Origin of the sequence: Klebsiella sp. BIGb0407 (assembly GCF_024807845.1) — a bacterium.
In the GTDB taxonomy this organism is placed as follows: domain Bacteria; phylum Pseudomonadota; class Gammaproteobacteria; order Enterobacterales; family Enterobacteriaceae; genus JGM124.
Map to the genome: position 1 here is coordinate 957,071 of NZ_JANUEQ010000001.1, position 14,494 is coordinate 971,564.

Annotated in this window: 12 protein-coding genes; 4 read left to right on the top strand and 8 right to left on the bottom strand. The window is 45.7% G+C overall.

Going from position 1 to position 14,494, the window contains the following annotated elements; all coding sequences use genetic code 11:
• Positions 1-445: 445 nt before the first annotated feature.
• The 3 genes from M2387_RS04525 to kdgR all read right to left on the bottom strand — a co-directional run bounded on the left by M2387_RS04525 (position 446) and on the right by kdgR (position 1,917).
• On the bottom strand, positions 446-739 hold the full coding sequence (locus tag M2387_RS04525) for a YebO family protein (protein ID WP_259047440.1): 294 nt from the start codon (positions 737-739) through the stop codon (positions 446-448).
• Between the two features lie 56 nt (positions 740-795).
• Positions 796-939, bottom strand: coding sequence for a PhoP/PhoQ regulatory lipoprotein MgrB (mgrB, locus tag M2387_RS04530; protein WP_259047441.1), 144 nt, complete (start codon positions 937-939; stop codon positions 796-798).
• Positions 940-1,125: 186 nt separating this feature from the next.
• Positions 1,126-1,917, bottom strand: coding sequence for a DNA-binding transcriptional regulator KdgR (gene kdgR, locus M2387_RS04535; protein ID WP_259047442.1), 792 nt, complete (start codon positions 1,915-1,917; stop codon positions 1,126-1,128).
• A 174-nt stretch (positions 1,918-2,091) separates the two neighbouring features.
• Here kdgR and M2387_RS04540 point away from each other — a divergent pair, with 174 nt between their 5' ends.
• Positions 2,092-3,468 carry an MFS transporter gene (locus M2387_RS04540; protein ID WP_259047443.1) on the top strand — a complete coding sequence of 459 codons (1,377 nt, stop codon included), beginning with the start codon at positions 2,092-2,094 and terminating at the stop codon, positions 3,466-3,468.
• Between the two features lie 295 nt (positions 3,469-3,763).
• Complete coding sequence (locus M2387_RS04545; RefSeq protein WP_259047444.1) at positions 3,764-3,973, top strand: CsbD family protein; 210 nt, start codon at positions 3,764-3,766, stop codon at positions 3,971-3,973.
• Positions 3,974-4,366: 393 nt separating this feature from the next.
• On the opposite strand, the gene M2387_RS04550 is transcribed toward M2387_RS04545, so the two are convergent.
• From M2387_RS04550 to M2387_RS04570, 5 genes are all read right to left on the bottom strand, one after another.
• Positions 4,367-5,311 carry a hypothetical protein gene (locus M2387_RS04550; RefSeq protein ID WP_259047445.1) on the bottom strand — a complete coding sequence of 315 codons (945 nt, stop codon included), beginning with the start codon at positions 5,309-5,311 and terminating at the stop codon, positions 4,367-4,369.
• 612 nt (positions 5,312-5,923) lie between these two features.
• Complete coding sequence (htpX, locus tag M2387_RS04555; protein WP_259047447.1) at positions 5,924-6,805, bottom strand: protease HtpX; 882 nt, start codon at positions 6,803-6,805, stop codon at positions 5,924-5,926.
• Positions 6,806-7,068: 263 nt separating this feature from the next.
• Entirely contained in the window at positions 7,069-9,117 is a 2,049-nt protein-coding gene (gene prc / locus M2387_RS04560) for a carboxy terminal-processing peptidase (RefSeq protein ID WP_259047449.1), read from the bottom strand.
• Positions 9,118-9,137: 20 nt separating this feature from the next.
• Complete coding sequence (proQ, locus tag M2387_RS04565) at positions 9,138-9,842, bottom strand: RNA chaperone ProQ (protein WP_259047450.1); 705 nt, start codon at positions 9,840-9,842, stop codon at positions 9,138-9,140.
• A gap of 103 nt (positions 9,843-9,945) precedes the next feature.
• Complete coding sequence (locus M2387_RS04570) at positions 9,946-10,434, bottom strand: GAF domain-containing protein (RefSeq protein ID WP_259047452.1); 489 nt, start codon at positions 10,432-10,434, stop codon at positions 9,946-9,948.
• Between the two features lie 201 nt (positions 10,435-10,635).
• On the opposite strand from M2387_RS04570, the gene yebS reads away from it, so the two are divergent.
• Together yebS and M2387_RS04580 are read left to right on the top strand one after the other, a co-directional pair.
• Positions 10,636-11,892: a membrane integrity lipid transport subunit YebS gene (gene yebS / locus M2387_RS04575; RefSeq protein WP_259047454.1), complete on the top strand. Its 1,257-nt coding sequence runs from the start codon at positions 10,636-10,638 to the stop codon at positions 11,890-11,892.
• On the top strand, positions 11,849-14,482 hold the full coding sequence (locus M2387_RS04580; RefSeq protein WP_259047455.1) for a PqiB family protein: 2,634 nt from the start codon (positions 11,849-11,851) through the stop codon (positions 14,480-14,482). Before yebS ends, M2387_RS04580 begins: the two co-directional genes overlap by 44 nt.
• Positions 14,483-14,494 lie beyond the last annotated feature (12 nt).

Below are 14,494 nucleotides of genomic sequence, written 5' to 3' on the forward strand. Positions count from 1 at the left end.
ATAACCATAACTTAAAGCATTGTTTTCGTCTAGAAAAAGACACAAGAAAATTAGATTATTATCCTGAATCTTTATGATTATTAACTCTTGTCTAAGAAAAAATCTTGCTAAGCATAACGATTACCTATTGGTTCATTTATCGGCAATAGAATAACCTTCCATAGACTACAGAATATATTTAACGTTAATAAAAATGTTTTACCATTTTCTGCTAAATTAATACCTGATAAATAGCGATGCTATTATGTACTATCAAACGCAGGGTTTATCTGGACTAAATAATACCTGCTAGCGGAATGCTAACAGGCATTGGTCATATTATGGTCAGTCGGGTGTTTTCGGTTTTATCTCCTGACAAGCCCGTGGCTTTCAACAAAAAATCCTTCAGGCCCTATCAGGGCAACAGACACATAACTTTTCACGAATCTCGATCACATTTATCAGATTAGCGCTCAGCCACCATTCGAACCAGGTCATCATCCTCATCCGGAATCACTTCACTGATTTTCTCAACTGCAGCAGGTTCTGGTTCATTGGCTTCACACAGACGCCGTAACAAGCTGTTTTGCCGTTTCTGCAAATCAACAAGCTCTTCGAGTAAAGCAATATGCTCATTCGATCTCAGGCTGGCACGATTCATAAAAAACCATAACAACAAGACTAAAAGTAACACTACAAGAGACACTGCCAGTGACACAACATTGATTGCGTCAGCAGGCAGCCAAGCCAGTTCGTTCATCTCAACCACCTCAATAAAAATGCTATTCTACACCTCAGGTGGAAAGAGAAAAATCGTTACCAGGGAATAAATTTATTGATCTTGCAAGAACCGGTGAAAAATTCCACATCCTGGTCGCACATCACATTTAGCATCTGAGTCCACAACAACACACAGACAACCAGTATGACTAATACAATCATCCACTTGTACTTTTTCACAATTCACTCCACGTTTTACAACGCCCTCCCGGTAATGATTCTGCTGATAATCGTATTTTATCATCAGCAAGGCGGTTTCTGACCTTGATGCGGACAAAATGATAGTGAAATAAATAAAGTGAATAGATTAGTCGGATAAATCATAAGAAAAAACCGCAGTTCAGCATGTGAGCTGCGGTTTTGTTACTAGAAAGGATAGTCGTGATAGCCCATCTGCTCAGAAATAGCGCGCGCTGCGTCATGCAGCATTTTTACGTACTCATGAAGTCGTTCTTCAGAGAAACGAATTGTCGGGAACGAAATACTCAACCCGGCAATAACCACACCAAAACGATCAAAAACCGGCACGGCAATGCAGCGCAGACCTTCTTCCTGTTCTTCATTATCTTCACCAAAGCCTTGCTCGCGAACGGTCTGCAGCACCACGAGTAGTTCTTCGGTACTCGCAATAGTACGTTCCGTGCTACGGGTGTATTCTACATCCGCAAGAATTTCTCTCACTTCTTCAGGATTACGCCAGGCGAGTAACACTTTACCGATAGCGGTGCTGTGTAATGGATTACGACGTCCAATACGTGAATACATCCGCAAGTTATACATAGAGTCAATCTTGTGGATATAAACGATGCTGTCTTCATCCAGGGCACCTAAGTGAATAGTTTCCTTGGTCAGACGTGACAATTCACGCATCTGAATATCAGCGCTACGGATTAAATCCACATTCTGCAAGGCTCGAGCACCCAGTTCAAACAGCTTGAGAGTCAATGAGTATTTTTCAGACTCCCCTTCCTGAGCGACATAACCCAGAGATTTCATGGTTTGCAAAAAACGGTATACCGTGCTTTTTGACATCATCACGCGTTGCGATAACTCGGTGATACCAATCTCGCGTTCTTCTCCAAGCGCTTGCAAAATACCAAAAACTTTCAGCACTGAAGATACAGAATCAGGTTGTTTATCCAGATCTGTAAGAGCCATTTATCACCTCGGTCGCATGTGTTTTATAAAAATCAGAACTCTTTTTTATTATAAAATGCAGCGGCTGTCATCGCAATAACTCTGTTGTTTATACGTACAAAACTGCGACAGATTTCTTATATTTTAGTGCTAAACTGATATCTTTACACTGAGCTTACAAAGAAATCGTCGAATATGGATAAAACCCCATTAGATGGATTACCTGTACCACAGCGTTATGGCGCAATACTGACTGTGGGTTTAGGGATTACCATCGCCGTACTTGATGGCACTATTGCAAATGTTGCCTTACCGACCATCGCTCATGATCTTAATGCCACTCCCGCAGAATCCATCTGGATTGTGAATGCCTATCAGATAGCCATTATCGCCTCGATGTTATCGCTTTCATTCCTCGGCGATATTTTCGGGCACCGTCGGGTGTATCAGTGCGGACTCGCTGTCTTCTGTATGACATCCCTTCTCTGTGCCGCCTCCACTTCGCTGTCGATGCTCACTGTCGCACGTATTCTGCAAGGTTTAGGGGGCGCTGCGCTGATGAGCGTCAATACCGCGCTGATTCGCCTGATTTATCCACAAAGTCTGCTCGGCCGGGGTATGGGTATTAACTCCTTTGTCGTTGCCGTCTCTTCAGCTGCCGGACCAACCGTTGCTGCTGCTATCCTCACCTGGGGTTCATGGCACTGGTTGTTTCTGATTAATGTCCCTATCGCCCTGGTCGCTTTGGTAATCTCATTACGCTATTTGCCTGCCAATAACACCGTAACCAAACAGCGCTTTGATATTCCCAGTGCCATAATGAACGCTGCAACCTTCGGCCTGTTGATTTCAGCGATCAGTGGTTTCTCTCAGGGACAGTCGCCAGAATTAATCGCGGCAGAAGTGATTGCGTTCTTAGTGATTGGTTATTTCTTTGTGCGTCGGCAGCTACAACTTCCGGTGCCTTTGCTCCCTGTCGATTTATTACGTATTCCTATTTTCTCTCTCTCAATGGCAACTTCGGTCTGTTCCTTTGCCGCACAAATGCTGGCTTTCGTTTCGCTACCGTTTTTTCTGCAAAGCGTGCTGGGACGAAGTGAAGTCGATACCGGCCTGCTGCTCACCCCCTGGCCGCTTGCAACTATGGTCATGGCGCCAGTAGCAGGGTATTTAATTGGCCGGGTTAACTCAGGACTAATGGGCTCCGTCGGAATGCTGGCGATGGCAGTCGGTTTATTCTCTCTCGCCCTGCTTCCGGCCAACCCGAGTGACAGTGAAATTATCTGGCGTATGGCACTGTGCGGTGCCGGGTTTGGACTTTTCCAGTCCCCCAATAACCACACCATTATCTCTTCTGCACCTCAGGGACGTAGCGGCGGTGCCAGCGGTATGTTAGGTACTGCCCGGTTACTGGGCCAGAGTAGTGGCGCAGCCCTGGTTGCACTGCTGTTTAATATGTTTATTCACCATGGTACGCACGCCTCGCTGATTCTGGCTGGTGTTTTCTCCGTACTGGCCGCGATTGTCAGCGGTCTACGAATTAGTGAATCCAATAAAAATGTCAGGCGTTAAATAACTTAAAAAATATAACTCTGTTTATCCACTACTGTGGCCACAACTTTCAGTGTGGCCTTTTTTATAACAGACCGCACTGATGATTATATTTTTTCAATAATACAGTGGAAATGGAAAGGGTTTTAATAGAAACAAGAACAGCCTGACAAACAATGAGAAATATCTGTAAAAAATAATTCCAGAAAAATAATTAAAACCAAAGTTACAAAAGAACACACATAAATATTCTGAGTCCGCTATAGTTAAATTGTCATTTAGCAAAACCCGTGACAATTTAACTTTGGAGAATATTATGAATCAGGATCGTATAAGCGGAAACTGGAAACAATTCAAAGGTAAAGTGAAAGAGCAATGGGGCAAACTAACTGATGATGACCTGAATGTCGTCGAAGGTAAAAGAGATCAACTTGCCGGTCGCCTTCAGGAACGTTACGGTTATACTAAAGAGCAAGTTGAAAAAGAAATGAAAGACTGGGAAGATACCGGTAAGTATAAGTGGTAAATATGAATGGCCTGCATACATGCAGGCCTTTTTTTATCTCATCACGCTAAACAACCTCTCAACATCACCGCACTTAAAGTCGTAGTGATACAAAATCGTCGCCCCCTTTCAGCTTCCTTTCTAAAAACAAACAGTAACCCCCGGTATTATCTGAAAAACAGTTTTGACAATACAAAACCAAAGCCCATTTATTGAAAAAGCCTGAATATCATTGACAGATATTCAGGCTTTTAAATTTACCTCATCAGATGAACTACCCTGCGTGAACTTTTGACTATCGCACAGGGTCATCTCATCAATGTACAAACAAGGCAATCAGGATAATGATTGGGATAGGGATCCCTAAAAAATACAGTATTATTGAACGCATAGAGTTCTCCTGCTAAAGAATAATTATAAGTCTCGTTGACGGCCACCAAAGGTCGCACACAAACTGGCCACAAAAGCACCGATTAATAATGAGATAAATGACCAAAGTGTCACGTAACTTGTTGTTTTACGTGCTTCATCAGCAGCTTTCTGAGCTTTATCCTTCGTCTCTTTTAACTGAGCCTGAACTTTATCAAAAATAGACTGCACCTGTTGTCCAGCCTCATTCTGACTAAGACCGGTATGCTGAGAAATCATCTGTGCCAGATACTGACGATCGTCATCAGGTAATGAGCCGGTTGTTATGCTGTGTGTGAAGATACCTGCCACCTCACTCATTTCCTCCGGTGTCGGTGGGTTACTGGCGAGTGAATTATTCTCTGTTAAGGGTGCCGCATTACTTCTGAACAGTGAATGCGTAAGGTACTGCATTGAGGAGTCTGAAAGTGTTGACGATGCATCACCCATATTTGTTGCACCATTGACAGTAGCGGCCGTAGCACCACCCGCAACTGAACCAATCACTTTCGCACTCCCTCCGACAATCGAGCTAACAGCCGTGGTTAATAATGTTACGGAAATCAATAAAGCGAGCGCCCATGTAAGAAAACCATGTGCGGTATCACGAAAGTAAACTTCGTTGGTATGCGTATCCACCCATTTGGTACGTAAACGCCCGGCTAAATATCCTCCCATTCCTGATGCAGCTATTTGTGTAAAGGTCAGCCATGCGATCGCAGCAATACCAAAAGTACCCGCATCAATGCCATTATTTTCAAAAGCAGAAATAGAAGTCAGACCTAATCCTGCTCCCAACATAAGCAATATTAACGCCAAAGATGCCGCAGCTACCGCACCGGCAAATATTGCTCCCCATGATACCGCGCTGGGACTATTCACAGTGGGCACAAGCAGATGTTTATCAGAATTTTGTTTACTAAAATCGGATTGTTCGTAAATATGACTCATTTTAATTGTCCTTTCATTAATCTTATGCTCTGACGCAGATTAATTATTAACGTTAAAAGAGAGAATGGATTGAGTAAGGAGCAAACAATATCAATCTCAACATTTGCCGCTGTTTAAATTTACGATTGCTATCCTTTTTATAAGAGCATCGCGTGAGAAATAAAAAAACAAGAATCCATAAAATCTGAATACATAAACAAGTAAAAACTTACACTGACTATTTCATGATAGTTGATGATTAATGACTAGCCACATTCATCGCCCAAAAAGATAAGTATAGATTGTAATAATTTATAAATGACTCTCAAAAAACTCAGTTTTTTACCGTATTTTTCCTTGGCAAAATACAGCTATTTGGCTCAATACAAAGCAGTATATTTTTCAAATTTTAATTCATTATTAAATACAGGGTTATTAAAAAACGGAACTGCCACCTTAACGTCGTCTGTTAATATCCAGGACTGTCGACAGCCCCTCAATAGGCTACATTCCATATTAAATACATAAAAAAAACGTGCCCTGTGGACACGTTTTTTGGGGCGTAAAGAGAAAAAACACGACAGCTCTCCTCATTACGCTATTACCCGCCTCTGAGGCGAGTAACACTATAGATTACTTCAAATACTCACCAGAACGCAGCGCTTCAATACGCTTATCCAACGGTGGGTGAGTCATAAATAACTCACTCATTGATTTTGCTTTGCCGTTAATGCAGAACGCCATCATGCTACTGGCTTCCTGAGGTTCATAGCTGGTTTTCAGACGCTGTAACGCAGCAATCATTTTGTCACGCCCCACCAGTTTTGCCGAGCCTGCATCAGCATGGAATTCACGATGACGTGAGAACCACATCGTGATAATACTGGCAAGAATACCAAACACCAGCTCAAGTACCGTGGCTACTGCAAAATAGATAAGCGGATTACCGTTGCTGTTTTCACCCTCATCGCGGTTGCCAGACATAAAACCAGAGACTATCTGGGCGATAATACGTGAGATAAAGATAACGAAGGTGTTCACTACCCCCTGGACCAGCGTCATCGTCACCATATCGCCATTCGCAATATGGCTGATCTCGTGCGCAATAACCGCTTCAGCCTCATCACGGTTCATATTTTGCAGCAAGCCGGTACTGACCGCTACCAGCGACGCATCACGGCGTGCACCCGTAGCAAAGGCATTAATGTCGGGAGCATGGTAAATCGCCACTTGCGGCATCGCTATCCCAACTTGCTGGGACTGATGACGAACAGTTTCCATCAACCAGCGTTCAGTTTCGTTACGTGGCTGTGTAATGACTTCGCCACCTACAGAGCGCAATGCCATCCACTTTGACATCAGCAACGAGATAATCGAGCCGCCGAAACCAAATAACAGCGCCATGATCATCAAACCTTGCACACTACTTGACTGGATACCTGTCAGGCTAAGAACCAAGCCAAAAACGAGCATGACTGCAAGGTTAGTTAACAAGAAAAGACCGATACGCATCATAATTCTTTTTTACCTCGGTTAAACGCACTTTCACTACCCCACATCGTAGGGGCGCGTTGTCTATTTTCAAGCATCAAAGCTCGCCAAGTCGTTAATAATACATAACTTTACATTTTGCATTCGTTTTGCTTACCAATTCTAAGGAAAGCCGACCAGAAAAGAGATAACCACTAATTGCTCAGTCGTTATAAATACATGATGAATGGAGAGAGGATACCTGAAAAGACGTCGATTCCCTTCTACAGGGAATCGACGACATAGAGCTAGTTTGCAGCTTTAGGTTGTTCTGCAGCACGAGCTTGCTCAATGGCGGCAAGATCAAGTGCAATATTTACCGTTTCATCGAGGTAAGGATCGGGTTCCTGATAACTCTTCGGTAAATCGTCCAGTTTCTTAATAGCCGGTTTACCGTCACGTTTTAAGCGTTCATTGATGCGTGACAGACGTAAAGCTTCGTCTTCCTGGTTCTCTTTTTCACGTTGAGCAAAATTGAGGGAAACGATATTACGTTTTTCTTTCAATGCATTAAAACGCTCAATATCCTTGGCGATATACTGGAATTCAGAATCTTTCGCGATACGCTGCTCATGTTTTTTCAGCAATTGCGGCTCAAACTGGGTGATATCGCCAGTCTTGCTGTAAGTTGCTGCCTTGATGCTATCCCACGGAAGCGCATTATCTTCAAACTGCTCGCCGGTTTCAATTTCCTGATTTCCGGTTGGCATCAGAATATCAGGCGTGACACCTTTACGCTGCGTACTGCCACCATTAATACGATAGAACTTCTGGATGGTGTATTGTACTGAGCCTAAAGCGGGCCATTCAGGGCTGAGCATCTGGTCATAAATGCGGTTTAGCGAGCGATATTGCTGAACTGTTCCTTTACCAAATGTCGGCTCTCCTACTACCAGAGCACGCCCATAGTCCTGCATTGCGGCAGCAAAAATTTCCGATGCCGAGGCACTGAAACGGTCAACCAGAACGACCAGCGGGCCCTTATAGTAGACTATTCCATCAGTATCGCTGTCTTCACGGACTTTGCCATTATTGTCGCGAACCTGAACTATCGGTCCGTTTGGAATAAAGAGTCCTGATAAAGCAACAGCCTCAGTTAGCGCACCGCCACCATTAGAACGTAAATCGATAATGACACTTTTCACGTTCTCTTTTTCCAGCTTCTGCAGCTGAACTTTAACATCATCTGTTAAACCGACATAAAAACCGGGAATATCCAGTACCCCGACTTTTTCTTTGCCAATTGTTTTAATTGACATTTTCACTGCGCGGTCTTCGAGGCGGATACGTTCACGCGTCAGAGTAACGATGCGAGTTTTTGCGCCTTTAGCTGCAGGTAAAATCTCAAGCCGAACTTTGCTTCCTTTCGGTCCCTTAATCAGCGCAACAACATCATCCAGGCGCCAACCGATGACATCAACCATGCCTTTTCCAGTCTGACCGATACCGACAATTTTATCACCTACCGCAATATTTTTACTTTTTGCTGCCGGTCCACCCGCCACCATAGAGTTAATAACGGTATAACCATCATCCATTTGTAAAACCGCACCAATACCTTCCAGAGACAGGCTCATTTCGGTATTAAACTGTTCAGTATTACGTGGTGAAAGATAGTTGGTGTGGGGGTCTATTTCGCGGGCAAAAGCAGTCATCGCCAAAGTAAACACGTCTTCACTGTTGCTCTGCGCCAGACGGCGAATGGCAAACTGATAACGTTTTTTTAGTGCTTCACGAATTTCCGCATCGGTTTTACCGGCCAGTTTCAGGCTCAGCTCATCAAATTTGACCTTGGCGTCCCACAGCTGGTCCAGTTCAGCGACACTGGTAGGCCATGATGCCTTACCGCGATCCAGATCAATGGTATCGTTGCCGGTAAAATCCATCGGTTTTTCCAGCACTTTCAACGCATATTCATAACGCTCAAAGCGCCGTTTTTGGGCCAGGTTATATAAATCATAAAATACCGTCAGTTTTCCGGTACGTAGTTCATCACCCAGTTGGTTTTTTTTCGTGGCAAATTCAGCCACATCGCTTGCCAGCAGCACATTGTGGCTGTAATCAAGCAGATTCAGGTAACGATCAAATATCTTTGCCGAAAAATCGGCATCGAGATCAAACTGACGATAATGAGAACGGGTAAAGCGCGATGTCACGCGCTCACTGACCGTAGAATGCTGATTTTCTTCCGTTAACTGGGGAATCTGATCGGCTTTCGTAATATCAGTTAATGCCAGGGTGTTGCCTGCTACAAAGAGCAGACAAGCAACGGCCGTAAGCTTAAAGAGTTTGTTCATGCCTGTACCAGGCCTCCGTTTCAGAACTGTAAGTGTTCTGCGCGTACGATCATTGCCATACCAGAAGTCAGCTGTACACGGACGCCATCTTTGGTAATTTCCAGAACAGTTGCGTCCATAGCGTTGTTACCCGCTTTGACTTTAAGAGTCTGTCCAACCTGTAATACTGAAATATCCGTTACCGGAGTACGACTTTCTTCACGAGGTGCTTTTTCAGCCGGTTTTTCAGCCGGTTTGTTGACCGGTTTTTCTGACCGTGCTTTACGTTCAGCACCTTCCTGACGGCGTGGGGCCGCAGGTTGCGGTTTACGCTTACGACGTGGAGCTTCTTCTGTTACTCCCGCAGCAGTAGCAGCTTCACGTTTTTTAGCTTGCTGTTCGGCACGTTTTGCCTGAACGCGTGCTTTCGCTTCCTCAAGCTGCACACGTGCATGTTCAACATGCTGCTCATCGAGCTCACCACAAGGGTTACCGTCAAGGTCAACGCGGATAGCACCCGCTTTGATTCCATGCAGATAACGCCAGCTTGAAGTATAAAGACGCAATGCTGAACGCAATTGCGTTTTGCTGAGACTCAACTCACCTTCTACACGCGATACCAAATCCTGAAAGATACCAATCTTTAAAGGACGTGCTTCGCCTTCGGCACTAAAGCAAAGCGGGAAACGCTCTGCCAGAAAAGCGATAACTTCTTTACTGCTATTCAACTTAGGTTGATTTTCCATGAAATTTCCTGATTACACCGGAATTGCCAATAAGCGCAGGCATGAACACGCCACATTATAATGACGCTATCGTTAAATGCCACGGGATCCGTTGTTTATCATGCTATAACGAGACGATTTTTTTAAAATCTGTGCTGTGCAATACCTCTGACAGCCTTGATACGAGGGTTTTTAAACCAATTTCGTCTTGTTGTGAAAAACGTGCGTACTGGGTGCTGTCGATATCCAGTACACCAATAATGCGCCCGTCCACACTCAGTGGCAGGACAATTTCAGAATTACTGGCAGCATCACAGGCAATATGCCCGGCAAAAGCATGAACATCATCCACCCGCTGCACCGAGGCGCTGGCAACAGCAGTTCCACAGACACCTTTGCCCACAGGAATACGTACGCAAGCTATTTTTCCCTGAAACGGGCCTAATACTAAGGTATCCCCTTCCAAAAGATAAAATCCTGCCCAGTTAACTTCCTCCAGACGCTCAAACAGCAAGGCACTGGTGTTTGCCAGAACCGCCAGAAAGCTGGTTTCACCTGTCATTAAGGCGCTAAAGTCGCGATTCAGATCCGCGTAAAACTGTTCTTTACTCATTACCCAGCCATTTTGATGTCATTGTTAATTTCATAGCATACTATACCCTAAATAATTCCAGTTAATTGTAGGCGTTGCGTTTACCCCATCGCCAGGTACAGATAAACTGAGTGGCTCGACGAGCGTGACGCAGGCAACACCGGGGCAACTTGAAGTATGACGGCTATAGAACCTAACGCAGTGAGCTGATGATGACAATAGATGAAAATAGATAACATAAGCCAAACACTGCCCTCAGCACGCTATCAGCGCTGTCCTGAATGTGATGCATTGTTTTTGCTTATGCCAGTGAAAGCAACACAAAATGCCTATTGCCCCAGCTGTGATGCCAAAGTTCATAATGGACGAGATTGGTCGCTCACTCGCCTTGGGGCAATGGCTATTACCATGATAATGCTGATGCCACTGGCCTTCACAGCCCCGCTGCTGAGCATTCTTATGCTCGGATCGCGTGTTGACGTCAGTTTGTGGCAGGGTATCTGGCAGATGGCAGTAGAAGGAGATGCGATTACCGCCGCAATGGTATTGTTTTGCCTGATAGGTGCACCCGCTATTCTGGCATTGTCCATTATTTATCTCTGGCTGGGTAATATTTTAGGGATGAATTTGCGTCCCGTGCTATTGATGCTAACCCGATTAAAAGAGTGGGTAATGCTGGATATTTACCTTGTGGGTATCGGTATTGCCTGTATTAAAGTCAGTGATTATGCCTTTATCGATGCGGCCTACGGGCTGATTGCCTTTGTTGCGCTGGTTATCCTGAGTTTACTGACCTTAATTCATCTTAATGTAGAACAGTTATGGAATCGTTTTTATCCTCGCCGCCGCAAGTATACCGATCCAGAGCATTTACGTATTTGTCTGGGCTGTCATCTTACGACTCTTGCAGATGAACGGGGGCGTTGTCCACGTTGTCATACCCCGTTACGCTTTCGGCGTCGGCATAGTCTGCAAAAAACCTGGGCGGCACTGATTGCCTCTTTTATTTTCTTGTTACCCGCTAACCTACTGCCTATCTCGATACTGTATGTTAATGGTGTGCGCCAGGAGGATACTATTTTTTCAGGCATCATCAGCCTGGCTAATAGTAATATTGCCATTGCCATCATCGTGTTTATTGCCAGCATTCTGGTGCCATTCACGAAAATTATTGTCATGGTAACGCTGTTGCTCAGCATTCATTTAGACTGCGGTCCGGGACTCAAGACGCGGATGAAAATGTTGCGTTTTGTGACCTGGATTGGTCGTTGGTCAATGCTGGATTTATTTGTTATAGCATTGATGATGACGTTGATTAATCGGGATTTATTGCTCGCTTTTACTATGGGACCTGCTGCCGTTTATTTCGGTGCTGCAGTGATTTTAACTCTGCTTGCTGTCGAGTGGCTGGATAGTCGACTGCTTTGGGATGTACATGCCTCAGGAAACACCCGCTTCTGTGAAGGAAGCCCGGATTAAAACCAAACGTCGGATCTCACCGTTCTGGCTGCTCCCCTTTATCGCCCTGTTAATTGGTGGCTGGTTGATGTGGACCGCTTATCAGGAGCGAGGGGATACGGTGACTATCGACTTTACTTCCGCCAATGGCATCGTGGCGGGCAGGACCCCTGTCCGCTATCAGGGTGTCGAAGTGGGAATGGTGAAGAGTATTAGTCTGAATGATGACTTACGCAAAATTGAAGTCAAAGTCAGTATCAAGAGCGACATGCAGGATGCGCTTCGGGAAGAGACCCAGTTCTGGCTGGTCACGCCCAAGGCCTCCCTGGCCGGCGTCTCCGGGCTTGATGCACTCGTTGGTGGCAACTATATCGGTATGATGCCGGGTGGCGGCGCTTCTCAGGATCATTTTACCGCCCTGGATACCCAGCCCAAATACCGACTGGATAACGGCGAGTTACTGATACATCTTCAGGCTCCGGATTTGGGATCACTGAACAGCGGTTCCCTGGTCTATTACAGAAAAATTCCGGTCGGCCGTGTTTATGACTACGAGATAGACAATACTAAACAAGGTGTGGCTATCGATGTCCTGATTGACAGACGTTTTGCTAATCTGGTCAAAACTAACAGCCGTTTCTGGAACGTTTCTGGTGTTAAAGCAGATATCAGCCTTAGCGGAGCGCAAGTTCAGCTGGAAAGCCTGGCAGCATTAGTTAATGGTGCAATTGCGTTTGACTCTCCGGATGATTCAGAAAAAGCCAGCAGTAATGAGAACTTTACCCTGTTTGAAGACCTGGCCCACAGCCAGCGCGGGGTGAACATTACCCTGACTCTGCCCGGAGGCAATGGCCTCAATGCCGGGTCAACCAAGCTGATGTATCAAGGTCTGGAAGTGGGTGCGCTGACCAGAATGACGCTGAATCCTGACAGTACCGTGACGGGAGAGATGGTTATCGACCCAAGCGTTGTCAATCTGATGCGTACTGATACACGTATTACTCTGGAACAACCTAAAATATCTTTAAATAACCCTAGTATCAGCCGTTTACTAACTGGCTCAACGCTTGAGTTAATTCCAGGTGAAGGCGAACCACAGCACCATTTTACCGTTCTTCCTGGCGCAGAAAGCCCGCTACAGCAACCCAATGTGTTGACGCTGGCCCTCACAGCACCTGAAAGCTACGGTATTGATGTCGGACAACCGCTTATTCTGCGCGGTGTGCAAGTGGGGCAAATTACCGAACGTACACTGTCGGATAAAGGCGTCAGCTTTGTCATTGCTATCGACCCTCAATACAGAGCATTGATTCAGGGTGACAGCAAATTTGTCGTGAACAGTCGCTTTGATGTGAAAGTGGGCATTGATGGCGTGGAAATGCTCGGAGCCAGTGCCAGTGAGTGGCTATCGGGCGGCATACGTATTCTTCCAGGCAGCAAAGGTGAAATGAAAACGACCTATCCTTTGTTTGCTAACCTGGAAAAAGCCCGTGAAAATAGCCTGACCCCACAGCCAACCACTACGCTGACGCTAACAGCCACCAGCCTGCCGGATATTCAAACGGACTCTGTGGTTCTGTATCGTAAATTTGAGGTAGGTAATATTACCAGCGTTCGTCCGCTGGAAGATAATTTTGAAATTAATGTTCATATCAAACCGGAATATCGTCATTTACTGACCTCAGGCAGCGTATTCTGGGCTGAGGGTGGCGCGAAAGTTCAGATAAATGGCAGCGGTCTGAGCGTACAGGCAGTACCGCTATCCCGGGCCTTAAAAGGGGCGATTAGCTTTGATAATCTGAAAGGCGCCGGGGAAGGTATTGCCAAAAACGGTAAACGCATTCTGTTTGCTTCTGAAACCGCCGCCCGCGCAGTGGGAAGTCAGATCCTGCTGCGGACTTTTGATGCGGGCAAACTGTCAGTCGGTATGCCGATCCGTTATCTGGGGATCAATATCGGTCAACTGGACACCATGGAGCTTGAACCCTCGCGTAAAGAAGTGGTCGCTAAGGCCGTCTTATATCCCGAGTTTGTGACGAGTTTCTCCAAAGCGGGAACACGTTTCTCAGTCGTCACACCGCAGATTTCTGCCGCTGGGGTCGAAAATCTTGACACTATTATCCAGCCTTATATCAATGCTGAACCCGGTCTTGGCAATCCACAGCGTGTTTTTGAGCTGCAGGCTGCCTCTATCAGTGACTCTCGTTATGCTGATGGGTTGAGTATTGTGGTAGAAGTACCGGAAGCTGGCGCCCTAAATATTGGAACCCCAGTACTGTTCCGTGGCATTGAGGTGGGCACGGTTGCCGGAATGAGACTAGGCGATCTGTCTGACCGGGTAATGGTGAATTTACGTATCAGTACCCGTTATCAGCACCTGGTTCGTGACAGTTCGGTATTCTGGCTGGCTTCTGGCTACACCCTTGATTTTGGGTTAATCGGAGGCGTGGTTAAAACCGGCACCTTTAATCAGTTTATTCGCGGAGGCATTGCTTTTGCCACGCCGCCGGGCATTCCACTTGCCCCGCGCTCTAAGGCCGGAAAGCACTTCCTGCTGGAAGAAAATGAACCGAAAGAGTGGCGTCAGTGGGGTACTGCTCTTCCACGTTAAATCCTGGTTAAT

Coding starts and splice junctions, on each gene's coding strand:
- M2387_RS04525 (WP_259047440.1), bottom strand. CDS start 739: ATGAACGAACTGGCTTGGCTGCCTGCTGACGCAATCAATGTTGTGTCA.
- kdgR (WP_259047442.1), bottom strand. CDS start 1,917: ATGGCTCTTACAGATCTGGATAAACAACCTGATTCTGTATCTTCAGTG.
- M2387_RS04540 (WP_259047443.1), top strand. CDS start 2,092: ATGGATAAAACCCCATTAGATGGATTACCTGTACCACAGCGTTATGGC.
- M2387_RS04545 (WP_259047444.1), top strand. CDS start 3,764: ATGAATCAGGATCGTATAAGCGGAAACTGGAAACAATTCAAAGGTAAA.
- M2387_RS04550 (WP_259047445.1), bottom strand. CDS start 5,311: ATGAGTCATATTTACGAACAATCCGATTTTAGTAAACAAAATTCTGAT.
- htpX (WP_259047447.1), bottom strand. CDS start 6,805: ATGATGCGTATCGGTCTTTTCTTGTTAACTAACCTTGCAGTCATGCTC.
- prc (WP_259047449.1), bottom strand. CDS start 9,117: ATGAACAAACTCTTTAAGCTTACGGCCGTTGCTTGTCTGCTCTTTGTA.
- proQ (WP_259047450.1), bottom strand. CDS start 9,842: ATGGAAAATCAACCTAAGTTGAATAGCAGTAAAGAAGTTATCGCTTTT.
- M2387_RS04570 (WP_259047452.1), bottom strand. CDS start 10,434: ATGAGTAAAGAACAGTTTTACGCGGATCTGAATCGCGACTTTAGCGCC.
- yebS (WP_259047454.1), top strand. CDS start 10,636: ATGAAAATAGATAACATAAGCCAAACACTGCCCTCAGCACGCTATCAG.
- M2387_RS04580 (WP_259047455.1), top strand. CDS start 11,849: ATGCCTCAGGAAACACCCGCTTCTGTGAAGGAAGCCCGGATTAAAACC.